This is a genomic window from Pseudomonas sp. GW821-FHT09H03 (genome assembly GCF_059415945.1).
In genome coordinates this window covers 531,179-555,778 of record NZ_JBWKOF010000001.1, presented here as the reverse complement: position 1 = coordinate 555,778, position 24,600 = coordinate 531,179, and the positions used below count along the sequence as shown (strand labels likewise).

Below are 24,600 nucleotides of genomic sequence, written 5' to 3'. Positions count from 1 at the left end.
CCTTTTTCAACGCGCCCCACAAGGTTCGCTACGTGATCGAGTTTCAAAACGTCCACAAAACCTACCGCGTCGCCGGTAAGGAAATCCCCGCCCTGCATCCGACCAGTCTGACGATTGAGAACGGTCAGGTTTTCGGCTTGATTGGTCATTCCGGCGCAGGAAAAAGTACCCTGCTGCGTCTGATCAATCGCCTGGAAAACGCCAGTGGCGGCAAGATCACCGTCGACGGTGAAGAAGTCACTGCCCTCGACGCCAATGGCCTGCGACGCTTCCGCCAGCAGGTCGGGATGATCTTCCAGCACTTCAACCTGCTGGCCTCCAAGACCGTCGCCGACAACGTCGCGCTGCCGCTGACCCTGGCCGGCGAACTGTCGCGCAGCGAGATCGACTCGCGCGTAGCCGAGTTGCTCGCCCGGGTTGGCTTGTCCGACCATGCGAAAAAATACCCGGCGCAACTGTCTGGCGGGCAAAAGCAGCGTGTGGGCATTGCCCGCGCCTTGGCGACCAAGCCAAAAATCCTGCTTTGCGATGAAGCCACCAGCGCCCTCGACCCGCAGACCACGGCATCGGTCCTGCAATTGCTGGCCGAGATCAATCGCGAGTTGAATCTGACCATCGTCCTGATCACTCACGAGATGGACGTGATCCGTCGGGTCTGCGATCAGGTGGCGGTGATGGACGCCGGCGTGATCGTCGAACAAGGCTCGGTGGCCGAAGTCTTCCTGCATCCGAAACATCCGACTACCAAGCGCTTCGTGCAGGAAGACGAGCAGATCGATGAAAGCGAGCAGCGTGACGATTTCGCCCACGTGCCAGGCCGCATCGTGCGTCTGACCTTCCAGGGCGACGCGACCTACGCGCCGTTGCTGGGCACCGTCGCCCGGGAAACCGGTGTGGACTACAGCATCCTGGCCGGTCGTATCGACCGCATCAAAGATATCCCCTACGGGCAACTGACCCTGGCCGTGACCGGCGGTGACATGGAAGCAGCCTTCGCCCGCTTCACCGCGGCCGACGTCCACATGGAGGTCCTGCGCTGATGGAAGCCCTGACTAGTTTCTTCGCCAATATCGACTGGTTCGAAATCTGGCTGGCCACCGGCGACACCCTGCTGATGCTGGGTGGTTCGCTGCTGTTCACCGTATTGCTCGGCCTGCCGCTGGGTGTACTGCTGTTCCTGTGCAGCCCGCGCCAGTTGCTGGAAGCCAAAGGCATCTACGCGATGCTGTCGCTGGTGGTGAACATCCTGCGTTCGCTGCCGTTCATCATCCTGCTGATCGTCATGATTCCGTTCACCGTGTTGATCACCGGTACCTCCCTCGGTGTCGCCGGTGCGATTCCGCCGCTGGTGGTGGGTGCCACGCCGTTCTTCGCGCGACTGGTGGAAACCGCCTTGCGCGAAGTCGATCGCGGCATCATCGAAGCGACCCAGGCCATGGGCGCAACCACGCGCCAGATCATCACCAATGCGCTGCTGCCGGAAGCCCGCCCGGGCATCTTCGCGGCAATTACCGTGACGGCTATTACACTGGTTTCCTACACGGCGATGGCCGGTGTGGTCGGCGCCGGTGGCCTGGGTGACCTGGCGATCCGTTTCGGTTACCAGCGCTTCCAGACGGACGTGATGGTTGTGACGGTAGTGTTGCTGCTGGTGCTGGTGCAGGTGCTACAGACCGTCGGCGACAAACTGGTTGTCCACTTTTCCCGTAAATAAGACATGAGCAGGCCATTCGCTGGCAGGCGCCAAACGGGCGCCGCAAGCGGGCACCCACAAGGAGTTAGCTGAATGAAAAAACTACTCGTCGCCTTCGCTGCCGTTGCAGCCTTTTCCGCCCATGCCGATACCCTGACCGTCGCGGCCACCCCGGTCCCGCACGCGGAAATCCTCGAATTCGTCAAACCTGCCCTGGCCAAGGAAGGCGTGGACCTGAAGGTCAAGGTCTTCACCGACTACATCCAGCCAAACGTACAGGTTGCGGAAAAACGTCTGGACGCCAACTTCTTCCAGCACCAGCCGTACCTGAATGAATTCAACAAGGCCAAAGGCACCAACCTGGTGTCCGTGGCAGGCGTGCACCTGGAACCCCTGGGCGCATACTCCAGCAAGTACAAGACCGTCGCCGAACTGCCGGGCGGCGCCAACGTGGTGATCCCTAACGACGCCACCAACGGTGGCCGCGCGCTGTTGCTGATGGCCAAGGCAGGCCTGATCAAGTTGAAGGATTCCAACAACATCCTGTCGACCGTGAAGGACATCACCGAAAACACCAAAGACCTGAAAATCCGCGAACTGGAAGCCGCCACCATCCCGCGCGTGCTGACCCAGGTCGACCTGGCGTTGATCAACACCAACTACGCGCTGGAAGCCAAGCTCGATCCGGCCAAGGACGCGCTGTTCATCGAAGGCAGCGACTCGCCGTACGTGAACATCCTGGTGGCCCGTCCAGACGACAAGGACAGCGCTGCGATGCAGAAGCTGGTTGCTGCATTGCACAGCCCGGAAGTGAAGGCCTTCATCCTCGAGAAGTACAAAGGCGCGGTCGTGCCGGCGTTCTGACTTTAACGGGGACGCAGAGCCTCCCTGGCAGCATTCCCATGCAGCGCGTGGGAAGGATCAAAAAATGGGGCGCATCCAATGCGCCCCATTTTTTTATGCTTGAAACATCACCCCTTGTAGGAGCCGGATTGCTGGCGATGGCGTACGTGAGATCGCCATCGCCAGCAAGCCGGCTCCTACAAGGGTTTTGCGGTGTTATTTGCGTTTGAGCATCACCGGCAATTGCGCCACCAGCTTCACATTGTTCAACGGCGCCCGAATAAACCCGCGCTGGGTCCCGTCCGGCCCAATCACCGCCAGGTTGCCACTGTGGTCGACGGTGTAGTTGGGCTTGCTGGTGTCTGCCGGGATGAACGGAATGCTCACGGCGTTGGCGACCGTCTGCAGCTCGTCTGTCGAGGCCGGGGTCAGGCCGATGAATTGCGGATCGAAGTAACCCAGGTACTGTTTCAGTTGCTGGGGGGTATCGCGGTTTGGATCGACGCTGACCAAAACGATCTGCAGCTTATCCACGACATCTTTGGGCAACTCGCTCTTGATCTGCCGCAGTTGGGCGAGGGTGGTCGGGCAGATGTCCGGGCAGAAGGTGTAGCCGAAGAACAGCAGGCTCCACTTGCCTTTCAACTCGTTGATCGTGACCGGCTGGCCATCCTGGTTGGTCATTGTCACGTCCGGCAGGTTGCGGCTTTGCGGCAGCAAAATGATACCGGCGTCGATCAGTGCCGTCGGATCGCCCTGGCCCTTGCCGGAGAGCACTTTGTTGATGGTCAGGCCCAATACCAGCGCTATCAGGGCGACGAGGATGAAGACGGTTTTCTGGGTTCGGGTCATAGGTTCAACAACAAGTAATGGTCAACGAGGAGCGCGATAAACAACAGGAACAAGTAGTAGATAGAGTACTTGAAGGTGTTGATCGCGGCGTGCGGTCGAGTGCCACGGTACAACACCACGGCCCATTGCAGAAATCGCGCGCCCAGGCCGAGGGCGCAAACCAGGTAGAGCGTGCCGCTCATGTGGATCACATAGGGCAACAGGCTGACGGCCAGCAACGCGAAGGTGTAGAGCAGGATGTGAATCTTGGTGTAATGCTCGCCGTGGGTCACCGGCAGCATCGGGATGTCGGCCTTGGCGTACTCCTCTTTGCGGTGAATCGCCAGCGCCCAGAAATGCGGAGGGGTCCAGGCGAAGATGATCAGCACCAGTAGCAAGGGTTCGGCGCTGACGTGACCGGTGGCCGCAGTCCAGCCGAGCAGTGGCGGCGCAGCACCGGCCAGGCCACCGATCACAATGTTCTGCGGCGTCGCGCGTTTGAGGAAGCCGGTATAAACCACCGCGTAGCCGAGCAGGGAGGCAAGGGTCAGCCATGCGGTGAGCGGGTTGGTAAAGGCCAGCAGCAAGGCTTGTCCGAGAGCTGCCAGGATCAGGGCGAAGGTCAGCGCTGCGGTCGGTGAGACCCGGCCTTCAGCCAATGGCCGCTTGCGGGTGCGCGCCATGATCGCGTCAATACGCCGGTCCACCACATGGTTGACCACCGCCGCGCCACCCGCGCACAGGGCGATCCCCAAATTGCCGAACACCAGCACGGTCCATGGCACCCCGGCGCGGGTCGCGAGGAACATCCCGACCAGTGAAGTGATGAGCATCAGCACCACCACTTTTGGCTTGGTCAGCTCCAGGTAGTCACGCCAAAGCGCCTGTCCGGGATGTGCGCCGATCAAAGTCGCCATGGCATCTCTCCTTTTATTGTTATGGGTCCGGCTGAATGTTTACGCAGGCTGAAGCGCCAGCGTGACGGCTGCTTGACCCGGACCAGACTGGTCCGGGCGTGGTAATTGACCAGCACCAGTGTCAGCAACAGTGCCGCGCCCCCTGCGTTATGGGCGACGGCTACCGGCAACGGCAGGTGAAAAAGCACATTGCTGATGCCCAGGGTGATTTGAGCGGCGAGGGCGACCAGCACCAGGCCTGCCAGACGTGTCATGCCGACTCTTTTCAATTGCCAGGCCAGGCCCAGCAGCACCAGGGTCACCAGCAAGGCACCGATACGGTGGGTCAGGTGAATCGCCGTGCGGGCATCGCTGTCCAGTTGTCCGCCGAGGTAGTTCGGGCCGATGTGCTGGGTCAGGTGGAAGCCATTGGCGAAGTCAGCCGCCGGCAACCACTGGCCGTGGCAGGTAGGGAAGTCGATACAGGCGACAGCGGCATAGTTGGAGCTGACCCAGCCACCAAGGGCGATTTGCCCGATCACCAGCAACAGCCCGGCAGTCGCCCAATACTGCAGACGTCGTGGCACCGTCAGCGCCGGCAGTACGCCGGACAGGCGCAAGGTCAGTAGAAAAAGAAGGCTCAATGTCGCAAAACCGCCGAGCAGATGCCCGGTGACCACCTGGGGCCAGAGCTTGAGCGTGACCGTCCACATGCCGAACGCGGCTTGGGCGACGACCACCGCCAACAAAAACAACGGCAGCTTCACCGGTTGTCCGGGATGACGACGATGCACCCAGGCACGGCCGGCCAGCACCGCGATCAACATCCCCAACGTGCCGGCGAAGTAACGGTGGATCATTTCGTTCCAGCCCTTGTGGGCCTCGACCGGCGCTTCCGGAAAGTGCAATTCGGCATGGGCCAGCTGGGCTTCGCTTTTCGGCACGCTGATGAACCCATAGCAGCCAGGCCAGTCCGGGCAGCCGAGGCCGGCATGAGTCAGGCGGGTGTAGGCCCCGAGCAACACCACAATCAGTGCCAGCAGGGTGGCAAACAGCGCGAGGCGAAATCCAGGTTTGGCCATGACAATGTCCTTATCCGATGTTGGACAGTTTCAACAGATGACGCAGATCGTTAAGCAGGTCCTTGCCTTTCACCGACGGGTCGTAGCGCAGTACCAGATTGCCGTGGGGATCGATGATCCACAGCTGCGGTGCGATCTTGTCGCCAGTGGTTCGGCTGAAGGTGCTCAGGTCCAGGGGATAGCGTTGCAACTGCGGATACTCGCGCTGCAGCTTGGCGTCGTAATCGGCGCTTAAAGGCTGTGCGGCGGCCAGGGCATGGCTGGCGCGGGACGCATCACGACCGAGACCGATCTGGATTTGTCGCACCAGGTACACCAATTGCTGGCAGTCCACCGCGCAGTCGCTGGGCGCCGTCACCAGCAGCTGCCAGCGATCTTCCTGCGCCTGCACGCCGATATCGGCGCGGGTCTGGCCGTTACCAATCAGTTCACCGTGATAACTGCGGCCCTCGGGCACCCAGAAATTCAGCTTGTACATGCCGGTGGCGAGGATCATCGGACCGATCACCCCGAGCAGAATCAGCAGCAGCTGCAAGCGCCCCTTGCGCCGGCTTGCGGACGGTTTCGCTTCAGACATGCTGGGTGGATTCATGGCCGCTCCCATGGTGTTTCTCCTTTGCGTTATGCCAACCGAGGTAGAGATAAAGACCGAACAGAGCGAGCGCCATGGCGAACCACTGAACAGCATAAGCGATGTGTTTTTCCGGCCCCATGGCCACCACCGGCCAATCGGCCCGATAGATCGCCGGGCCGTTTTCTGCGCGCAATTGGTAGGCGAACCCTTCACGATTGAGCGCAGCCCAGAGTTTGTTCGGGTCAACCGCCGTCACCACTTGCGGCCAGGTGGTGCTGTCCGGGTCGGCGTGCAACTGGAAAGTGGCGCCGGGCGAGACATACACCCAGGCATCGAAGCTCAAGGTTTGAGTGGGAGTGCTGAATTGCGGCGCCGTACGGCGGTCCGGCCATGGCAACCAGCCGCGATTGACCAGCAGCCAGAGTCCACTGGCCCGGTCCTGGAATGGCTGCAGCAGCTCGACTCCGACCTTGCCGTCATGCTGTCGGTTATCCAGCAGCAGGCTGTGCTCGGCATCGAACTCGCCCTGCACGCGAACCCGGCGAAAGGCTGGATCTTCGGTATGTGGCAGCTCGGTACTGGCCATCGGCTCGGCGGCCCGGCGCTCGGCGTAGCTTTGCAGCAGCGCGCTTTTCTCCACGCCCCGGCTCAATTGCCAGAACCCCAGGTACACCAGCAGCGGCAGCAACAGCGCGACCACCAGTGTTGGCACGATACCCGGCCGAAAACGCTTCATGGCATCGCCAGAAAGTCGGTCATCGCGATAGCTATACTCAAATGCATCGCTTGTTCCCCCGGAGTCTCACCATGCTCAAAGCAGCCATCGTCCTGATGCTGATTGCCACGGTTGTCAGCCTGTTCAGCGGCCTGTTTTTTCTGGTCAAGGACGACAGCAGCTCTAACCGCCTCGTCATTGCCTTGAGTGTTCGTGTTGCTCTGGCCGCCATTACCGTGGCTTTGATCGCTTGGGGTTTTTTCAGCGGCCAGTTGGTGTCTCATGCTCCCTGGTAGTTGGGTGGTGTGTCAGCGAGGCAAGCGTTGCCTGACACACCATCGCGAGCAGGCTCGCCCCTACAGTACATAGACGAAAACAAACAACCCGATCCACACCACATCCACGAAGTGCCAGTACCAGCTCGCCGCTTCAAAGCCGAACTGATGCTCGTTGTCGAAATGCCCGCGCATGACCCGCATCAGCATCACGAACAGGATGATGGTGCCGATGGTCACGTGAGCACCGTGAAAACCGGTGAGCATGAAAAACGTGGCGCCATAAATGCCCGAACCGAGGGTCAGACCCAGTTCACGATAGGCGTGTATGTACTCTTCAGCCTGAAAGCCGAGGAATGCGCAACCGAGCAGCACGGTAATTGCCAGCCAGAGTTTCAACGCGCCGCGATGGCCTTTTTTCAGGGCATGGTGGGCGAGGGTGACGGTGACGCTGGAACTCACCAGCAGCACGGTGTTGAGCAGCGGCAGGCCCCAGGGGCTGATGACGTCCTTGGGTGGCACGAAGAGTTTGGAGTCCGGATTGTTCAGCAATGGCCAGGTGAACTGGAAGTTCGGCCACAGCATGTGCGCGATGCCTTTCGCACCGTCACCGCCAAGCGCCGGGCCGGACACATGGCGCACATAAAACAGCGCGCCGAAAAAAGCGATGAAGAACATCACTTCCGAGAAAATGAACCAGCTCATGCCCCAGCGAAACGAACGATCCATTTGCGCGCTATACAGGCCGCCGCGGCTTTCCTTGATCACCGTGCCGAACCAGCCGAACAGCATGTAGGCCACCAGCAGGCCACCGACGAAAAAGATCAGCGGCCCGTGGGATTCCGGGCGCGCCGCTTTCAGGTCGTTGAACCAGGTGGCCAGGCCGAATACCGTAACGAACATACCGACCGTGGCAATGATCGGCCACTTGCTCTGGGCAGGTACGTAATAGTGTTCATGAGTTGCCATTTATTGTTCTCCTTATCGGGCACGCTCAGCCGCCAGTGTTTACAGCTACCGGTGGATGTCGGGCGGTGATATCGAACAGCGTGTAGGACAGCGTCAGGTGCTTCACATCCTTGGGCATGTCACGGTCAACGATGAAACGTACCGGCATCTCGATCCGCTGACCGGGCTGCAGCACTTGCTGGGTAAAGCAGAAACATTCGGTCTTGTGGAAGTAGGCCGCCGCCGTACTCGGCGCAATGCTCGGCACGGCCTGGGCGCTCATGGGCCGGTCGGTGGGGTTGTGGGCGATGAAGATCATCTCGTTCACAGCCCCCGGGTGGGCTACCAGTTCTGCGCCCTTGGGATAGAAATCCCAAGGCATATCGGCGGTGTTGGTCGACAGGAACTGCACGCGGACCTGCCGCGAGGTGTCGACCGTCTGTTCTCCCTCGTATTGCCCGGCGGTCTTGCCGTTGATGCCGAAGGCCTTGCACATCACGTCGTAGATCGGCACCAGGGCGAACCCGAACACAAACATTGCTACCACCACCAGTAACAGGCGGGTGACCAGTTTCTTCATGGAAATCGAGTCAGCCATGGTTTCCAGCCCCCACCGAGAACCCTGTGGGAGCGGGCTTGCTCGCGAAGCAGACGCCGCAGTCCGTCAGATAAACTGCGTTATCGTTCTTCGCGAGCACGCCCGCTCCCACATAGGGTTGCGTGTTCATTTCACTTCCGGCGGCGTGGTAAAGGTGTGATACGGCGCCGGTGACGGAATGCTCCACTCCAGGCCTTCAGCACCATCCCACGGCTTGGCCGGTGCCGGTGCACCGCCGCGAATGGTCTTGATCACGATGAACAGGAAGAAAATCTGCGTGGCGCCGAACATGAATGCGCCGATCGACGACACCATGTTGAAGTCGGCGAATTGCAGGTTGTAGTCCGGAATCCGCCGCGGCATGCCCGCCAGCCCTACGAAGTGCATGGGGAAGAACGCCATGTTCATGCCGATGAACGACAGCCAGAAATGCAGCTTGCCGAGGGTCTCGTCGTACATGTGGCCGGTCCATTTCGGCAACCAGTAGTAGGCCGAAGCGAAGATCCCGAAGATCGCCCCCGGCACCAGCACATAGTGGAAGTGCGCGACCACGAAATAGGTGTCCTGGTACTGGAAGTCCGCCGGGGCGATGGCCAGCATCAACCCGGAGAAACCGCCAATGGAAAACAGGATCACAAAGGCCACGGCAAACAGCATCGGCGTCTCGAAGGTCAGCGAGCCCTGCCACATGGTGCTGGCCCAGTTGAACACTTTCACTCCGGTGGGTACGGCAATCAGCAGCGTGGCGTACATGAAGAACAATTCGCCCACCAGCGGAATGCCGACCACGAACATGTGGTGCGCCCAGACGATGAATGAAAGGAACGCGATGCTCGCCGTGGCGTAGACCATCGAGGTGTAGCCGAACAGCGGCTTGCGCGAGAAGGTCGGGATGATCGAGCTGACGGCACCGAAGGCCGGCAGGATCATGATGTACACCTCGGGGTGACCAAAGAACCAGAACACATGCTGGAACAGAACAGGGTCACCGCCACCGGCGGCACTGAAGAAACTGGTGCCGAAGTGGATATCCATCAGCATCATCGTCACGCACCCGGCCAGTACCGGCATCACCGCGATCAGCAGGAAAGCAGTGATCAGCCAGGTCCAGACGAACAACGGCATTTTCATCAAGGTCATGCCGGGGGCGCGCAGGTTGAGGATGGTGGCGATCACGTTGATCGCGCCCATGATCGAACTGATGCCCATCAGGTGGATGGCGAAAATGAAGAAGGTCACGCTTTCCGGCGCATAGGTCGTCGACAGCGGGGCGTAGAACGTCCAGCCGAAGTTCGGTCCGCCTCCCGGCGTGAACAGGGTCGATACCAGCAGGATGAACGCCGCCGGCAACAGCCAGAAGCTGAAGTTGTTCATCCTCGGCAGCGCCATGTCCGGCGCGCCGATCATCAGCGGGATCATCCAGTTGGCGAGGCCGACGAAGGCTGGCATCACCGCGCCGAAGACCATCACCAGGCCATGCATGGTGGTCATCTGGTTGAAGAACGCCGGTTCGACGATTTGCAGCCCCGGCTGGAACAGCTCGGCGCGAATCACCATCGCAAACGAGCCGCCAAGCAGGAACATGGAGAATGCAAACCACAGGTACAGCGTGCCGATATCCTTGTGGTTGGTGGTCAGTACCCAGCGCATCAGGCCTTTGGCGGGGCCGTGGGCGTGGTCGGCGTGACCATGGTCATCAATGACGGCGCTCATGGTTTGTCTCCTGCAAGCAGATGGGCTGGGATGGCCGGGGCGTGCTGCCCCGACCGGTTCCGTACATGCGCAATAGACCGGGTCATTTGCTTTCCGCCTGTTTCAGCTCCAGCACTTCTTTTGGCGTGACCATGTCGCCTTTGTTGTTGCCCCAGGCATTACGTTCGTAGGTCACGACCGCTGCGATATCGACTTCCGACAGTTGCTTGCCGAACGCAGCCATGGCGGTGCCGGGCTTGCCATGGAAGACAATGCTCAGGTGATCCTTGATCGGTCCGGTGGCGATTTTCGAGCCCTTGAGCGCCGGGAACATCGGTGGCAGGCCCTGGCCTTCGGACTGGTGACAAGCCACGCACGTGGTGTGATAGACCTTGTCGCCGCGCTCCTTGAGCTCGTCGAGGGTCCATTCCTTGGTGGTCAGCTCTTTGAGTTGCGCAGCCTCGGCCTTGCGTTCGGCCAGCCACTTCTCGTAGTCGGCTTTCTCCTTGACCTCGACCACGGTCGGCATGAATCCGTGATCCTTGCCGCACAGTTCAGCGCACTGGCCACGGTAGATGCCGGGCTTGTCGACGCGGGTCCAGGCTTCGTTGACGAACCCCGGGATCGCATCGCGCTTGACCGCGAAGGCTGGCACCCACCAGGAGTGGATAACGTCGGCGGAAGTCACCAGGAAGCGCACCTTGGCACCGACCGGCAAGACCAATGGCTTGTCGACCTCGAGCAGGTAATGCTCGCCCTTGGCTTCCTTGTTGTGGATCTGATCGGCGGGAGTGGCCAGGTTACTGAAAAACTCGACGTCCTGACCCAGGTATTTGTAGTGCCACTTCCACTGGTACCCGGTGACCTGGATATCGATCTCCGGCTCACTGGCGTCGTACATCTTGATCAGGGTCGCGGTAGCGGGAATCGCCATCGCCACCAGGATCAGGAAGGGTACGATGGTCCAGAGGATTTCAACGGTGGTGCTTTCATGAAATTTAGCGGCCACCTGCCCGGTCGAGCGGCGGTGGAGAATCATCGACCAGAACATGGCACCAAAGACGATGATGCCTATCACCACACATATCCAGAAAATGGTCATGTGCAGGTCGAATACTGCGTGACTGATCTCAGTCGCTCCAGGCGCCATATTCACAGTCCAGGCTGCTTGTGCCTGACCGAAAATCGACCACAACAGGAGGCCCATCCAGACATGTGGATGTCGCATCATTGCGGGTTCCCCTTATCGTTCTTGTTATCCCGCCGGCTTTCACCTGCGGCAAGGGAGCGGCTGCATCAGACTACGAACTTGAGCACCGGGCCTTGCTGCATATGCAGTCGGGCGTCATCAGCTAACTCCATTCCACCCCGAGTATAGACAGCGACTCTCACCTCGCAATGTGAAGGCGTAAATGATCTGAAACAGCATTCACTTGCATTGCAGGTCACGAATGGAGAAGGATGTGGACGAGTGGTGGCAAATGGATATAACGGAGGCGACTCAAGGATGAAATAATTATGACAAATGCGTCTTAGCATTTTTCGTAAGCCAGCTAAGTTATGTCTTCCCTATTTCATTGCCTTGTTTCCTGGAGTTTTCATGAACACCGCCGCATTGCGCGAGCAGATCCAAAAAGCCCAACAACACGAGAAAGAGACCGGCCTGCTGACACGTCAGCTGCAAACCCAACTGCCTCACCTGCACCCTGCCATCCAGCTGCCCGAGGCCGATGCCAACGGCGTGCTGGCGCGTTTCGTTACCACCTACATCGAAGAAGTGCCTGACCTGCTGGACGCAGCCAATGAAGTCGCCAGGGAAGCGGGCATTGAGTCGCAGATCAAACCGGTGCTGAAAATCGCCGAGCAGTATTTCCTCCAGCCGCCGGCGATCATGGCCGGGCACGTCGGGCTCGACAGCCTGCTGGACGAAGCCTATCTGGCGCACCGCTTCGTAGAAGAGGTCAATGACCTGTACATCAAGCATTTTGGCCAGCCGCTGATCCCCCTGGACATGACTGTTGCCAACCTGATTGCTCACCAATTGATCGGTGAGTCGTTCGCCAACCAACTGGATGAAGTGGTGCATCACGCCATCGACGAGATGCTCAACGACGAAAGCTTCGCCCTGGAATCGGTGGAAGCCTACCGCGACAAGCTCAACAGCCCGGACACCGGTGCCGCGTGGAAACGCTGGCCGTGCATGTCCCGCCGTCTGGGTGTAGGCCTGGAGCTGGATCAGCCTGCAGCCTGATCTCAATACCTGTGGGATCGGGCTTGCTCGCGAATGCGGTCAATCATTCAACGTTGATATCGACTGATACACCGCTTTGGCGAGCAAGCCCGCTCGCACAAGGACACTCAGCCAGCCGCACCAATGCCCGTGTTGGTACGAACCCTGCCTTCGAGCCTGCGTTTCAAGCCGCGCGACTCGATCAGCAGCTTCGCGCCCTTGGTGGCGTTCGCCCGGCCCCATTCTTCCAGCAACTCCAGACACGAATGATCGATATAGGTCAGATTATTGAGCGGTACATGCAGCGTCGTGTCCGGTGCAATGCTACCCAGTACCCGGGTCAGTGCCGGCACTTTGAGGAACGTTGCCGCGCCCACCAGGCGCAACTCCATTTCCCCTTCCTGCGGTAAATCGATCAGGCTGATTTTCAGGCGCGAAGCTTTCAGCGCCAGCTTCACCAGGGTCAGGCCGAAACCGATCAGCACGCCGGTCAGCAGGTCCGTGAAGACAATGGCCAAGGCCGTCGCCGCGTAGGTAAACATCGGCATCCGGCCATATCGGCCCAAACCGCGAAAAGCCTTGAGGTCGACCAGTTTGAAACCTGTGTAGACCAGCACACCCGCCAGACTCGCCACCGGAATGCTTTGCAGGACACTGGACAACAGCAAGACAAAACCCAATAGCCACAGGCCATGGAAAATACTCGAGAAACGTGTGGTTGCACCTGCCTGGACGTTGGCCGAACTGCGCACGATCACCCCGGTCATCGGCAGCGCTCCGAGCAGGCCACAGAGCATGTTACCGACCCCTTGGGCAGACAATTCCCGATCGAAATCGGAACGCTGACCGCTGTGCATGCGGTCGACCGCCGCGGCCGAGAGCAAGGTTTCGGCGCTGGCGATAAAGGCCACGGCAAACGCGGCAATCAGCAGTGCCGGATCAGCAAGATTGAGCAGGTCCGCAGGCTTGAGCCAGTCGATCGCCTCACTCAGGTTGGCTGGCACCTCTACCCGCTTGACCTGCAACGCCAGCGCCAGGCTGGCGAAGGTGGCCAGCCCGACTCCGAGCAAAGCACCAGGAATAAAGCGCAGGGATTGCGGGCGCAATTTTTCCCAAAGCCACATGACGGCAATCGTCGACAGCCCGAGCAAACCGGCCTGCCAGCCGAAGGTCGGCATCGCTTGAACCAACGCGCCAGGGAAGGCTGCCAGATTATCCAGCCCCGAAGGCTTGGGCACGGCATCGAGCATCACATGCACCTGGGAAAGCACGATCAGTACACCGATCCCGGCCAGCATGCCGTAAACCACCGCCGGTGCCGTCACCCGAAACCAGCAGCCCAGTTTCAAACGCCCGGCCAGCAATTGTAGAAATCCCGCCAGCAACAGGATCGGCCCGAGCATGACGACGCCGTGTTGGCGTACCAATTCAAATACCAGAACAGCCAGCCCCGCCGCTGGACCGCTGACTTGCAGCGGCGAACCGGCCAGCCAGCCGACTACCAGCCCGCCGATGATACCGGTGATCAAACCTTTGGCGGGCGGCAGCCCTGAGGCGATGGCAATGCCCATGCACAAGGGCAGGGCGACCAGAAACACCACCACTGAAGCCAGCAGCTCCCGTGGCAGAACAGCTTTGAGTTGCGCAGCACGCATGAGGTCTCTCCCGAGCTTTTCTTCAGGCATGGCAAAGCCAGGCTGCCTGATCGGCAGCCTCGGCTGAACCACACCGGGATTTAGGAGTGTTTAGAAGCGCGCTTTGGGCGTTGCCACCGGAATCGGATGGCTGCCATCGAGCGGCAGGAAACAGCCTTGATCAGCATCGTAGGCTTTGATCTGGCTGGTCTCGATGTTGTAGACCCAACCGTGGATAAACAGCTGACCGTTGGCCATGCGCGAGGCCACCGATGGATGGGTGCGCAAATGCTGCAACTGGGCAATCACGTTTTCCTCGGTGAGGATGTGCATGCTTTCGCTTTCATTGGAGCAATTGCAGTTTTCCTGCACCATGGTTTTTGCCACTTCGGCATGGCGCAACCAGGCTTTGACCGTCGGCATTTTTTCCAGGCTTTGCGGGTTGAGCACCGCGCGCATGGCGCCACAATCGGAGTGCCCGCAAATGATGATGTGATGCACGCCGAGGGCCAGCACCGCGTACTCGATGGCAGTGGAAACACCACCGTTCATTTGTCCGTAGGGCGGCACGACGTTACCGACGTTACGGGTTACGAAGAGGTCGCCGGGGGAGCTTTGGGTGATCAGTTCGGGAACGATGCGGGAATCGGCGCAGGCGATAAACATCGCTCGTGGCCGCTGGGCCGTGGCAAGTTTCTTGAAGAGTTCTTCCTGCTGTGGAAAGACCTCATGATGAAAATGCAAAAAGCCGTCAACGATATGCTGCAACGCTGCATCGGCGGTTTCGGCCTCGGGCTGGGCGGAAGCCGACGCAGCCAACGGCTGTTTATCCTTGTCACTCATGAATTCATCCTCATTTGACGGAGCCAGGGAATCTTCCCGTTTTGTCCGGCGTGAAGCCAGTGGCTGGTTAAAAAACATCCAGATCGAAAATCTCGACCGGTCAGTCACTCGATAAACAAGGTAGCCGCCGAATCTTAACTTAAACTGAATCAAGCGCTCTAGAACGTGTGTTCCAGGTCACAAAAAACGTGACCCGCCTAATGTCCGTGAGCGTTTACCAGTCTCAACCATAGGCCAATTGTCCTCAAATCAATGACATTTGGCGACCCGGCGGACAAAAGGCTTCGCAGTCCAGGTTAAAACCCTCCCGGTGATTGAGCCCCAACCGTTTGATGGTCTTGGCAAAGCGTTGCGCCAGCAGGTCGGCAAACGGACCTTCACCCCGCATACGGGCGCCAAAACGGCTGTCGTACAACTCGCCACCTCGACTCTGGCGAATCAGGCTCAACACATGCGCGGCGCGCTGCGGATAGTGGGCAGCCAACCACTCTTCGAACAGCGGTGCCACCTCCAGCGGCAGGCGCAACATCATATAGGCCGCGCTCTGCGCCCCAGCCGCATGGGCCTCGGTGAGCAAGCTTTCGAGTTCGCTGTCGTTGATCATCGGAATCATCGGTGAACACAGGACGCCGACCGGGATACCTGCTTCACGCATCACCCGGATGGCCCGCAATCGCGCCTTGGGCGCCGCAGCGCGGGGTTCGAGGATGCGTTTGAGTTCGTCGTCAAGGGTGGTCAGGCTGATCATCACCGCTACCAGCCGCTGCCCGGCGAGCTCGGCCAACAGGTCCAGGTCGCGAAGAATCAGCGAGCCCTTGGTGACAATGGTCACCGGATGCCGGTAGCGCAGCAGCACTTCGAGGGTCTTGCGGGTGATCTGGTATTCGCGCTCGATCGGCTGGTAAGGGTCGGTGTTGGAGCCGAGGTTGATCGGCGCGCATTGATAGCCACGTTTGGACAACTGCTCCTCAAGGACGTCCGCTGCATTGGTTTTTGCGATCAGCCGGGTTTCGAAATCCAGCCCCGGTGACATGTCCCAATAGGCGTGGCTCGGTCTTGCGTAACAATAGATGCAACCGTGCTCGCAGCCACGATAGGGATTGATCGAGCGATCGAATGGCAGGTCCGGCGAGGTATTGCGGGTGATGATGGTTTTCGCGGTTTCAATGCGCACCTCGGTACCTTGGGTTACCGGCACTTCCTGATACCAGCCGTCATCCTCGCCCACCGAACGATTTGGCGCAAAACGGTTATGCGGGTTGGTGGCGGTGCCGCGACCGCGGGGTGGCAAGGGCGTGCTCATGATCAATTCTCCAAGCTGTATATACATACAGTATAGGGAAATCGATTCACTGCCCAGTGCCGTTTGGCGCCTTGATCTTCATGACCACCTGAGTGCGCTTGGTTGAACAAACAATGAAGTGATGCGCGTAGCAGGGATCATCGAATGTCACACAAAAATAATGGAATAATAACTAAAACGCTCAGTATATTTTGTTCGCAGCAAATACAACTTCGAATTTACTTAAAAAAGGATTTGGTAATGTCGTATTTCAATCGTCGTGGAATATTTCTTCAAAAACTGGGCCCCACCATTGTTGATCCGCGCGAGGTACTTGTTTCCATGCAGTTCGCGTTGAAAGAAACGGATCATGATGAACATGGAGCACCCACCGACAAGCTTTTGGATTCCAGTGTATTCATTGCGTCGTCTTACGATGGCGGCCAGACGTTCAAACTAAACAACGCCAGAGACGTGGATGGAGATGGCGACATCGATCATGCTGACAAAGAAAAATTACTGGCGCTGGCCAAGGCCTATGCGAGTATCGTTAACCCATAATGGATAACTGGCGTTCAAGCAGGAATATTGTTGCTGTCAACGGCCAGCGCCGTTCGGCACCTTTATGCTTATTATTTAAAGTGCGCGCAAGGCAACCAAGAGAAACAAACAAAGCCTGGCGACCACTCAGGAAATACGACTAATATTTCTCTCGCTGCAACTTCAATTATTGATATTAAAAAGGAATTTATCTATGTCACTTTTGAATGATCATGGCATTTTTTTGCATAAACACGTACCAGGCTCTGTCAAGCCGAACGAAGTAATTGTTTCGATACGCTTTGCATCCAAAGAGGATGATGGAAGCGTAGCGCTGGACTCTAAGACCATGACTGCATCTTCTTATGATGGCGGTAAAACTTACAGCCTCAGTAAAACCGGTGGACTCGTCGATGGATACGCCAATGATGAAGAAAACGCACAACTTTTGGCCTTAGCGAAAGCCTATGCAGCAATAAAAAGTTTTGATCGAATCGTATTACCACCTATTGAGCTCTGATTGATAAAGACTGGCATGTACCCTCCAGTGACTCGCCTGGTCAATCCACGGCAGTCACTGGAGCTACAACAAAGAGATCGGCACCGAATCAGTGTTGCTCGTCAGGCTTTTTCTGCAGTTTCGGATTCGGAAAAAACTGCACCGCCTGCACGGTCTTGTCCGGCGCAGGCTTGAGTGCGCTGGTGTTGACCCGTGTACCCAACTCCTTGGGCACCGACAGCCCTTGTTCGTTGAGTGTGTCGGAGTAACCGCAGGCCACGCACTCACGGTGCGGGACCTGGTCCTCGTTCCACATCATCAACTTGTCCGGCTCGCTGCATGCCGGGCAGACCGCCCCGGCGATAAAGCGTTTTTTAGTAATCACAGGTCCCTCACTCATGCTGCCGCGCCCTCACTCAGGCCGCTATGGCGCAAGAGTGCGTCAATCGACGGCTCACGACCACGGAAGTCGACGAACAGCACCATTGGCTCCTGGGATCCGCCGCGCGCCAGGATCGCTTCCCGGAACGCGCGACCGGTTTCGGCATTCAGCACGCCTTCTTCCTCGAATTTCGAGAAGGCATCGGCCGAGAGAACTTCAGCCCATTTGTAGCTGTAGTAACCAGCCGCATAACCGCCGGCAAAAATGTGCGCAAAACTGTTGGGGAAACGGTTATAGGCTGGCGGACGCATGACCGAAACCTCGTCGCGCACGCCTTCGAGCACCTGTGCCACGCTGCGACCGTCACCATGGGTGGCGTGCAGTTCGAAGTCGAACAGCGAGAACTCCAGTTGGCGGACCATCATCAGGCCGGACTGGAAGTTTTTCGCCGCGAGCATTTTTTCGAGCAGGTCCTGCGGCAGCGGTTCGCCGGTTTCATAGTGACCGGAGATCAATGCCAGGCCTTCCGGCTCCCAGCACCAGTTTTCCATGAACTGACTCGGCAGTTCGACCGCATCCCAAGCCACGCCGTTGATACCGGATACGCCAGCGTGCTCCACGCGGGTCAGCAAGTGATGCAAACCGTGACCGAATTCGTGGAACAGGGTGGTGACTTCATCATGGGTCAACAGCGCAGGCTTGCCGCTGTCGGCCGGAGTAAAGTTGCACACCAGGTTGGCCACCGGGCTTTGCAGCAAGTCGCCAGCAGTACGTCGACGGTCACGGGCGCCGTCCATCCAGGCACCGCCGCGCTTGTTGGCGCGGGCATACAGGTCGAAGAAGAAGCGACCGACGTGCTGGCCGTTTTCCTTGATTTCAAACAGGCGCACGTCCGGGTGCCAGGTATCGAAACCTTTGAGTTCGGCGATCTCGATGCCGTACAGGCGCTGGACGATGGCAAACAAGCCGCCCAGCACCTTGTCGATCGGGAAGTAGGCACGCAGGGTTTCCTGGGCCACGCTGTAGCGTTGTTCACGGAGTTTTTCGCCGTAGAAACCACTGTCCCAGCTCTGCAGGTCGGCGCAGCCTTGTTCAGCGGCGTAGGCCTTGAGCTGCTCAAGGTCCTGGGCAGCGAATGGCTTGCTGCGCTTGGCCAGGTCACGCAGGAAACCCAGCACCTGATCGCTGGACTCGGCCATCTTGGTGGCCAGGCTCAGCTCGGAGAAACTGGCGAAGCCCAACAGTCTGGCCAGCTCCTGGCGCAGGTCGAGGATCTCTTCCATGACCGGACCGTTATCGTTCTGACCGGCGTTCGGGCCCTGATCCGACGCGCGGGTGCAGTAGGCCGCGTAGACTTCTTCGCGCAGGGCTCGGTCCTGGGCGTAGGTCATCACCGCGTAGTAGCTCGGGAATTCCAGAGTAATCAGCCAGCCATCAAGGCCTTTAGCCTGAGCGGCGGCGGCCATTTGTGCCTTGGCCGAATCGGTCAGGCCGGCCAGCGCCGACTCGTCGGTGATGTGCTTGGTCCAGGCCTGAGTGGCGTCGAGCAACTGGTTGGAAAAGCGACTGCCCAGCTCGGACAGTTTGCTCTGCACTTCGGCATAGCGTTTCTGCTCGGCTTCCGGCAGGTCGATACCCGACAGACGGAAGTCACGCAGGGAGTGTTCCAGAATAGTTTTCTGCGCCACGTCAAAGCCGGCCGCTTCCGGGCTGTTGGCCAAGGCCTCGAAGGCCTGGAACAGTTCGCGGTTCTGGCCCAATTCAGTGGAATAGGCGCTCAGGGCAGGCAGACAAGCCTCGTAGGCTTCGCGCAATTCGGCGCTGTTGCACACGGCATTCAGGTGGCTGACCGGGCTCCAGGCTGCGCCGAGACGATCATTGAGTTCGTCCATCGCCAGCACCAGACCGGCCCAGGTCGGTTGTGCGCCCTGGGTCTTGAGGATCTCGACGATGGCGGCACGGTTGTCAGCCAGTATCTGTTCAATGGCCGGTTGTACGTGTTCGGCACGGATTGTGGAGAACGGCGGCAGGTCGTACGGCTGTAAAAGAGGGTTCACGCTCACGGTTTGACACCTTGGCTGGAAGAAACATGCAGCCATCTTAATTACAATCGACACTCACCGCAGCTATCAGCGACAGAGAGAGAACCTATCGTGTCCCTTCGCAAGTATCAGAACCATACGCCGCTGCTCGGCAAAGGCGCTTTTGTCGACGGCTCGGCGGTAGTGATCGGCGACGTTGAAATCGGCCCGGACAGTTCCGTCTGGCCGTTGACGGTGATCCGTGGCGACATGCACCGCATCCGTATCGGTGCGCGCACCAGCGTGCAAGACGGCTGCGTGCTGCACATCACCCACGCAGGCCCGTTCAACCCCGATGGTTTTGCGCTGCTGATCGGCGATGACGTGACCATCGCCCACAAAGTCATGCTGCATGGCTGCTCGGTAGGCAGCCGGGTGCTGATCGGCATGGGCAGCATCGTCATGGACGGTGCCGTGATCGACGATGACGTGATCATTGGTGCCGGCAGCCTGGTGCCACCGGGCAAGCATCTGCAAAGCGGTTTCCTGTACGTCGGCAGTCCGGTGAAGCAGATCCGCCCTCTTACCGACAAGGAGCGTGCCTTTTTCACCTACAGCGCGGCGAACTACGTGAAGCTCAAGGACCTGCATCTGGCCGAAGGCTACGATCAGCTGTAAACCGTCATGCTATAGCCCAGGAAATTTCATGCATTACCAGACCGTTTTGTTCGACCTTGATGGCACCCTGACCGACCCGCGCGAGGGCATCACCCGATCGATCCAGTTCGCCTTGAGCAAACTGGGCATCGATGAGCCCGACCTGAGCAAGCTCGAGCACTTCATCGGCCCGCCGCTGCTCCAGGCGTTCATGCAGTTCTACGACTTCGACGAGGCCAGGGCCTGGGAGGCGGTGAATTTCTACCGGGAACGTTTCAAGGTCACCGGCCTGTACGAAAACCGTGTGTTCGACGGCGTCACGCCACTGCTGGAAACCCTCGGCGGACAAGGACGACAGCTGTACATCGCCACGTCGAAACCCTGGGTGTTCGCCCGGGAAATCGCCCGGCACTTCGACTTCGCCAAACACTTCAAGGTGATTTACGGCAGCGAACTGGACGGTACCCGAACCAACAAGGTCGAGTTGATCGCCCATCTGGTGGCTGAAGAGAAACTGGACCCGGCCACCACCTTGATGATCGGCGACCGCAAGCACGACCTGATCGGCGCACGCAGCAATGGGCTGGACGCGGCAGCGGTGGGTTATGGGTTTGGCAGTTACGAAGAGCTGAGTGCCGAAGCGCCGGCGTATCACTTTGAAACGCTGGAGCAGATGCATCAGGCGTTCTTGCAGCGTTAATTGAATCAACTCGATCAAAATGTGGGAGCGGGCTTGCTCGCGAAGGCGGTGTGTCAGTCACCATTGATGTCGAGTGACACACTGCCTTCGCGAGCAAGCCCGCTCCCACTTTGAGCGCTGGTTGGCTGCAAGGAATCTGATCGGACTCAAGGCCGTGGCGACGGCGCTAGCCTCTGCCCCTGCTCAACCGCCCAATTCACCACCTGCACCGTCAACTGGTCATTCGCCCGGCCAAACCCGGCGACCACCGCCGGCACCTGCACATCGCTCAACGGCTGGCGCACTTCAAAGCGCCGGCTGGCGAGGATGCGCTGGTCATAACTGCGCACCAGCAACGCATCCAGGCGCACGACAACGCTCGCACTGGCGCCTTGGTATTCAGTCTGGAATGCCTGCAGAGTGCCACCCAGCTCCAGGTCGGTCTGGAAAAGACTGTCATCGGTACTCAACAGCGACACCCGACCGTCACGCTGAAAGCCGTCCAGCAGCCGATTGCGCAGCAACACCGGTGCCGGGTCGCTCCAGCGCGCACCTTTGTAGCTGCTGATCACATCGCCCTGGGGAACCACCGCAATGTTCGGACTGTTCAATGCCTCGCTGGTTTGCAGTTTGGTCAGGCGCAACGACCAGTGCTGCGCTGTGCCACGGCTGGCAGGCCCAGCGCTTTGGGCCGAAGGCAGGCGATAGACATCGAAAGGTTCTGGCTTGGGCAGGATCGAGCACGCACTGATCAGCGTGAAGCCGGCGAGCAGGGCAGTACGAATCAGCTTCATGGGGTGAACTCCTTGTTCTTGTCGCTGCCCAGCAGGTAACCGCTGGGGTTGGCCTCCAGGCGTTGAGAAATGGCCCGCAACGAAGTCAGGGTTTCGCGCAGCTCCCGCACCGCCGGGGCCAGGCCATTGAGGCCTTGCATACCGTTGTTCAGCGAATCCTGATTGCTCACCAGCAACGTGTTGATGGTGGCAGTGCTCTGTTCCAGGGATTTCATCGCCTGCTCGGCACTGCCCAGTGCCTGCTTGCCATGATCGTTGAGCAGGCCGTTGGCATTGCGCATCAACGCCGTGGTCTGCTCCAGCATGTTATTGGCCTGCTTGCCGACCGAGGCCAACTGCTGCATGGCCTGACGGATATCGCCACGCTGCTCGGCAATGGTCCCGGTGGTCTGTTCCAGATGCTCCAGGATCTTGCTGATGCGCTCGATGTTTGCCGTTGAAAACATCGAGTTCGCGTTTTGCATCAGCGCGTTCACCCCGGCCATCAGGTCGTTGCTGTCATTGAGCAGTCGGGCGATGGGCGAGGGCGCCGCAATGATGGTCGGTAGATTGCCATCCTTGCCCTTGAGCGTCGGGCTCTGGGGTGTACCGCCGCTGAGCTGGATGATCGAGGTGCCGGTGACACCGGTCAGCGCCAGTTTGGCCTCGGTGTCTTCCTTGACCGGGGTTTCACCGCCCAGGCGAATCCGCGCCAGCACCCGGCGCGGGTCTTTCGGATCGAGGCGTAGCGACACCACATCGCCGACCTTGATCCCGCTGTACTGCACGGAACTGCCCTTGGACAAACCACTGACCGCCTCGTTGAACACCACCTCGTAATCCTTGAACTCGGTGTCGACGCTGGACTTGGCCAGCCAGAGACCGAACAACAGCGCGGCCGTCACCACAATGACGGTGAACAGGCCGATCAACACATGATGGGCTCGGGTTTCCATGTCAGACCTCGTTGAGCTGTTGGGCGGCTGTCAGCGCCGCGCGGCCGCGGGGGCCGTGGAAATATTCGTGAATCCATGGGTCGTCGGTTTCCGAAACCTTGTCGATCGCGTCCGCCACCAGCACTTTTTTCTGCGCCAGTACCGCAACCCGGTCGGTAATGGTGTAGAGCGTGTCGAGGTCGTGGGTCACCAGAAAAACACTCAGGCCCAAGGCGTCACGCAGGGTCAGAATCAATTGATCAAACGCGGCAGCGCCAATCGGATCGAGACCGGCGGTGGGCTCGTCGAGAAACAGTATGTCCGGGTCCAGGGCCAGCGCCCGGGCCAGCGCGGCGCGCTTGATCATGCCACCGGACAGTGACGCTGGGTATTTGTCTGCCGCCGACAACGGCAACCCGGCCAAGGCCATTTTCACCGCCGCCAGGTGTTCGGCGTCGTTGCGGCTCAGGCCGGCGTGCTCGATCAGCGGTAGGGCGACATTCTCGGTCACCGTCAGCGACGAGAACAGCGCACCTTTCTGGAACAGCACGCCGAAGCGCCGTTCAATCAGTGAGCGCTCGTGCTCGGCCAGGGTCGGCAGGTTTTGGCCGAAAACCTTCACCACGCCTTCGCTCGGTTGGCGCAGCCCGATAATGCTGCGCAGCAATACCGACTTGCCACTGCCAGAACCACCGACCACGGCAAGGATTTCGCCTTTATACAAATCCAGGTCAAGGTTCTCGTGCACGCTCTGGCGACCGAAGCGATTGCACAGGCCACGCACCTCTATCACCGCCTCGGCGGGCGCCCGGGGTAAACGACTCACCAGCCCATCTCCATGAAAAACAGCGCGGCCACCGCGTCGAGCACGATCACTACAAAAATCGACTGCACCACACTGGACGTAGTATGAGCGCCGACAGACTCGGCACTGCCGCTGACCTTGAAGCCTTCGAGGCAACCGATCGCGGCGATCAGGAAAGCGAAAATCGGTGCTTTGACGATGCCCACCAGAAAATGCTGAACGCCGATGTCCGATTGCAGCAGCGACAGGAACATCGCCGGCGAGATATCCAGCGACACCGCGCAGACCACGGCACCGCCGATAATCCCCGACAGCATCGCCAGGAAGGTCAGCATCGGCAATGCGATCAACAGGGCAAGGACCCGTGGCACTACCAACAGCTCCATGGGGTCGAGGCCCAGGGTGCGAATGGCATCGATTTCTTCATTGGCCTTCATCGAGCCGATTTGCGCGGTGAACGCGCTGGCCGTGCGCCCGGCCATCAGGATGGCGGTCAGCAACACACCGAATTCACGCAGGAAGGCAAACCCGACCAGATCCACAGTGAACACACTGGCGCCGAAAGTGGCCAGCACCGTCGCCCCGAGAAACGCCACCACCGCGCCCACCAGAAAGGTCAGCAGAGCGACGATGGGGGCGGCATCAAGGCCAGTCTGTTCGATGTGCGCCACCATTGGCGTGATGCGCCAGCGCTTTGGGCGGAAAATGCCACGGGCGATGGTTTCCAGGATCAGCCCGACAAAGCCCAGCAATTGCAGGGAGTCCTGCCAGACGGTGTCCACCGCCCGGCCAATACGGGTCAGCAGTTGAATGCTGACGCTGACCTCCGGCTCTTTTATCGGCACACAGAAATCGGTCAAAGAGCGGTAGACCGTTTGCAGCAAGGCGCGATCGGCGGCGCTGATGGTGCAGTCGGGGTGCTCGGCGGACTGGCCGAGACGTTCAGAGCCCAGCAGCTCGACCAATAACGACGCACCGGCGGTGTCGAGTGCGCCGAGGCCATTGAGGTCGATGGCGGTGTCGGCGTCGTACTGACCGAGGAGCGTTTCACTCAGTAGCTTGAGGTCGGCGTAGTGGGCAAGCGTCCAGTCGCCCGTCACCCGCAACCGAGCGGGGGTCAGCGAAGTATCTAATTGGGCATTGCCGGCCATCGCGCTGCTGATCATAAGCTCC

27 protein-coding genes are annotated in these 24,600 nt (G+C 59.4%); 9 read left to right on the top strand and 18 right to left on the bottom strand.

Annotated elements, in window-relative coordinates:
• Positions 1–32 precede the first annotated feature (32 nt).
• The 3 genes from AC07OG_RS02495 to AC07OG_RS02485 all read left to right on the top strand — a co-directional run bounded on the left by AC07OG_RS02495 (position 33) and on the right by AC07OG_RS02485 (position 2,557).
• Positions 33–1,040, top strand: a complete 1,008-nt coding sequence (locus tag AC07OG_RS02495; protein ID WP_495066138.1) for a methionine ABC transporter ATP-binding protein — start codon at positions 33–35, stop codon at positions 1,038–1,040.
• Positions 1,040–1,714 carry a methionine ABC transporter permease gene (locus AC07OG_RS02490; RefSeq protein WP_057712603.1) on the top strand — a complete coding sequence of 225 codons (675 nt, stop codon included), beginning with the start codon at positions 1,040–1,042 and terminating at the stop codon, positions 1,712–1,714. The genes AC07OG_RS02495 and AC07OG_RS02490 overlap by 1 nt, the downstream gene beginning before the upstream one ends.
• A gap of 72 nt (positions 1,715–1,786) precedes the next feature.
• A complete protein-coding gene (locus AC07OG_RS02485; protein ID WP_218423435.1) occupies positions 1,787–2,557 on the top strand; it encodes a MetQ/NlpA family ABC transporter substrate-binding protein in 771 nt (256 codons plus the stop codon).
• Between the two features lie 195 nt (positions 2,558–2,752).
• Here AC07OG_RS02485 and AC07OG_RS02480 read toward each other — a convergent pair whose 3' ends face one another.
• From AC07OG_RS02480 to AC07OG_RS02460, 5 genes are read right to left on the bottom strand one after another with little or no spacing between them, the layout of a single operon-like run.
• On the bottom strand, positions 2,753–3,388 hold the full coding sequence (locus AC07OG_RS02480) for an SCO family protein (protein WP_495066137.1): 636 nt from the start codon (positions 3,386–3,388) through the stop codon (positions 2,753–2,755).
• Entirely contained in the window at positions 3,385–4,284 is a 900-nt protein-coding gene (gene cyoE / locus AC07OG_RS02475; protein WP_060540354.1) for a heme o synthase, read from the bottom strand. The genes AC07OG_RS02480 and cyoE overlap by 4 nt, the downstream gene beginning before the upstream one ends.
• The gene (locus AC07OG_RS02470) at positions 4,272–5,345 is read right to left on the bottom strand and encodes a COX15/CtaA family protein (protein WP_495066136.1); all 1,074 of its coding nucleotides are present in this window, start codon (positions 5,343–5,345) and stop codon (positions 4,272–4,274) included. Before AC07OG_RS02470 ends, cyoE begins: the two co-directional genes overlap by 13 nt.
• A 10-nt stretch (positions 5,346–5,355) precedes the next feature.
• Complete coding sequence (locus AC07OG_RS02465; protein ID WP_495066135.1) at positions 5,356–5,949, bottom strand: PA_0111/PP_0108 family redox-active disulfide protein; 594 nt, start codon at positions 5,947–5,949, stop codon at positions 5,356–5,358.
• Complete coding sequence (locus AC07OG_RS02460; protein ID WP_495066134.1) at positions 5,915–6,655, bottom strand: SURF1 family protein; 741 nt, start codon at positions 6,653–6,655, stop codon at positions 5,915–5,917. The genes AC07OG_RS02465 and AC07OG_RS02460 overlap by 35 nt, the downstream gene beginning before the upstream one ends.
• Before the next feature lie 71 nt (positions 6,656–6,726).
• Here AC07OG_RS02460 and AC07OG_RS02455 point away from each other — a divergent pair, with 71 nt between their 5' ends.
• Complete coding sequence (locus AC07OG_RS02455) at positions 6,727–6,930, top strand: twin transmembrane helix small protein (protein ID WP_060540350.1); 204 nt, start codon at positions 6,727–6,729, stop codon at positions 6,928–6,930.
• A gap of 60 nt (positions 6,931–6,990) precedes the next feature.
• On the opposite strand, the gene AC07OG_RS02450 is transcribed toward AC07OG_RS02455, so the two are convergent.
• From AC07OG_RS02450 to coxB, 4 genes are all read right to left on the bottom strand, one after another.
• Positions 6,991–7,878: a cytochrome c oxidase subunit 3 gene (locus AC07OG_RS02450; RefSeq protein WP_495066133.1), complete on the bottom strand. Its 888-nt coding sequence runs from the start codon at positions 7,876–7,878 to the stop codon at positions 6,991–6,993.
• Positions 7,879–7,903: 25 nt separating this feature from the next.
• Entirely contained in the window at positions 7,904–8,455 is a 552-nt protein-coding gene (locus tag AC07OG_RS02445; RefSeq protein ID WP_495066132.1) for a cytochrome c oxidase assembly protein, read from the bottom strand.
• A 126-nt stretch (positions 8,456–8,581) separates the two neighbouring features.
• On the bottom strand, positions 8,582–10,168 hold the full coding sequence (gene ctaD, locus AC07OG_RS02440) for a cytochrome c oxidase subunit I (protein WP_495066131.1): 1,587 nt from the start codon (positions 10,166–10,168) through the stop codon (positions 8,582–8,584).
• An 82-nt stretch (positions 10,169–10,250) separates the two neighbouring features.
• Positions 10,251–11,378: a cytochrome c oxidase subunit II gene (coxB, locus tag AC07OG_RS02435; protein ID WP_495066130.1), complete on the bottom strand. Its 1,128-nt coding sequence runs from the start codon at positions 11,376–11,378 to the stop codon at positions 10,251–10,253.
• 369 nt (positions 11,379–11,747) lie between these two features.
• Between coxB and AC07OG_RS02430 the strand changes: the two genes are divergently transcribed.
• Positions 11,748–12,398, top strand: coding sequence for a hypothetical protein (locus AC07OG_RS02430; RefSeq protein ID WP_218423440.1), 651 nt, complete (start codon positions 11,748–11,750; stop codon positions 12,396–12,398).
• A gap of 107 nt (positions 12,399–12,505) precedes the next feature.
• On the opposite strand, the gene AC07OG_RS02425 is transcribed toward AC07OG_RS02430, so the two are convergent.
• The 3 genes from AC07OG_RS02425 to AC07OG_RS02415 all read right to left on the bottom strand — a co-directional run bounded on the left by AC07OG_RS02425 (position 12,506) and on the right by AC07OG_RS02415 (position 16,157).
• Entirely contained in the window at positions 12,506–14,032 is a 1,527-nt protein-coding gene (locus AC07OG_RS02425; protein WP_495066129.1) for a SulP family inorganic anion transporter, read from the bottom strand.
• A gap of 90 nt (positions 14,033–14,122) precedes the next feature.
• Positions 14,123–14,854 carry a carbonic anhydrase gene (locus tag AC07OG_RS02420; RefSeq protein WP_060540343.1) on the bottom strand — a complete coding sequence of 244 codons (732 nt, stop codon included), beginning with the start codon at positions 14,852–14,854 and terminating at the stop codon, positions 14,123–14,125.
• 244 nt (positions 14,855–15,098) lie between these two features.
• On the bottom strand, positions 15,099–16,157 hold the full coding sequence (locus AC07OG_RS02415) for a PA0069 family radical SAM protein (protein WP_060540342.1): 1,059 nt from the start codon (positions 16,155–16,157) through the stop codon (positions 15,099–15,101).
• Positions 16,158–16,397: 240 nt separating this feature from the next.
• Here AC07OG_RS02415 and AC07OG_RS02410 point away from each other — a divergent pair, with 240 nt between their 5' ends.
• Positions 16,398–16,697 (top strand): hypothetical protein, encoded by a 300-nt coding sequence (locus AC07OG_RS02410; protein ID WP_495066128.1) that lies wholly within the window; start codon positions 16,398–16,400, stop codon positions 16,695–16,697.
• A gap of 193 nt (positions 16,698–16,890) precedes the next feature.
• On the top strand, positions 16,891–17,196 hold the full coding sequence (locus AC07OG_RS02405; RefSeq protein ID WP_495066127.1) for a hypothetical protein: 306 nt from the start codon (positions 16,891–16,893) through the stop codon (positions 17,194–17,196).
• Positions 17,197–17,284: 88 nt separating this feature from the next.
• On the opposite strand, the gene AC07OG_RS02400 is transcribed toward AC07OG_RS02405, so the two are convergent.
• Positions 17,285–17,575 (bottom strand): YheV family putative zinc ribbon protein, encoded by a 291-nt coding sequence (locus AC07OG_RS02400; protein WP_060540339.1) that lies wholly within the window; start codon positions 17,573–17,575, stop codon positions 17,285–17,287.
• Positions 17,572–19,620, bottom strand: a complete 2,049-nt coding sequence (gene prlC / locus AC07OG_RS02395) for an oligopeptidase A (RefSeq protein WP_495066126.1) — start codon at positions 19,618–19,620, stop codon at positions 17,572–17,574. The genes AC07OG_RS02400 and prlC overlap by 4 nt, the downstream gene beginning before the upstream one ends.
• 90 nt (positions 19,621–19,710) lie before the next feature.
• On the opposite strand from prlC, the gene AC07OG_RS02390 reads away from it, so the two are divergent.
• Positions 19,711–20,256: a gamma carbonic anhydrase family protein gene (locus AC07OG_RS02390; protein WP_060540335.1), complete on the top strand. Its 546-nt coding sequence runs from the start codon at positions 19,711–19,713 to the stop codon at positions 20,254–20,256.
• Between the two features lie 28 nt (positions 20,257–20,284).
• Complete coding sequence (locus tag AC07OG_RS02385; RefSeq protein ID WP_060540333.1) at positions 20,285–20,935, top strand: HAD family hydrolase; 651 nt, start codon at positions 20,285–20,287, stop codon at positions 20,933–20,935.
• Between the two features lie 146 nt (positions 20,936–21,081).
• Here AC07OG_RS02385 and AC07OG_RS02380 read toward each other — a convergent pair whose 3' ends face one another.
• From AC07OG_RS02380 to AC07OG_RS02365, 4 genes are read right to left on the bottom strand one after another with little or no spacing between them, the layout of a single operon-like run.
• The gene (locus AC07OG_RS02380; protein WP_495066125.1) at positions 21,082–21,708 is read right to left on the bottom strand and encodes an ABC-type transport auxiliary lipoprotein family protein; all 627 of its coding nucleotides are present in this window, start codon (positions 21,706–21,708) and stop codon (positions 21,082–21,084) included.
• Positions 21,705–22,643: an MlaD family protein gene (locus tag AC07OG_RS02375; protein ID WP_495066124.1), complete on the bottom strand. Its 939-nt coding sequence runs from the start codon at positions 22,641–22,643 to the stop codon at positions 21,705–21,707. Before AC07OG_RS02375 ends, AC07OG_RS02380 begins: the two co-directional genes overlap by 4 nt.
• A gap of 1 nt (position 22,644) precedes the next feature.
• Positions 22,645–23,448, bottom strand: a complete 804-nt coding sequence (locus AC07OG_RS02370) for an ABC transporter ATP-binding protein (protein WP_060540328.1) — start codon at positions 23,446–23,448, stop codon at positions 22,645–22,647.
• On the bottom strand, positions 23,445–24,593 hold the full coding sequence (locus AC07OG_RS02365) for an ABC transporter permease (RefSeq protein WP_495066123.1): 1,149 nt from the start codon (positions 24,591–24,593) through the stop codon (positions 23,445–23,447). Before AC07OG_RS02365 ends, AC07OG_RS02370 begins: the two co-directional genes overlap by 4 nt.
• Positions 24,594–24,600 lie beyond the last annotated feature (7 nt).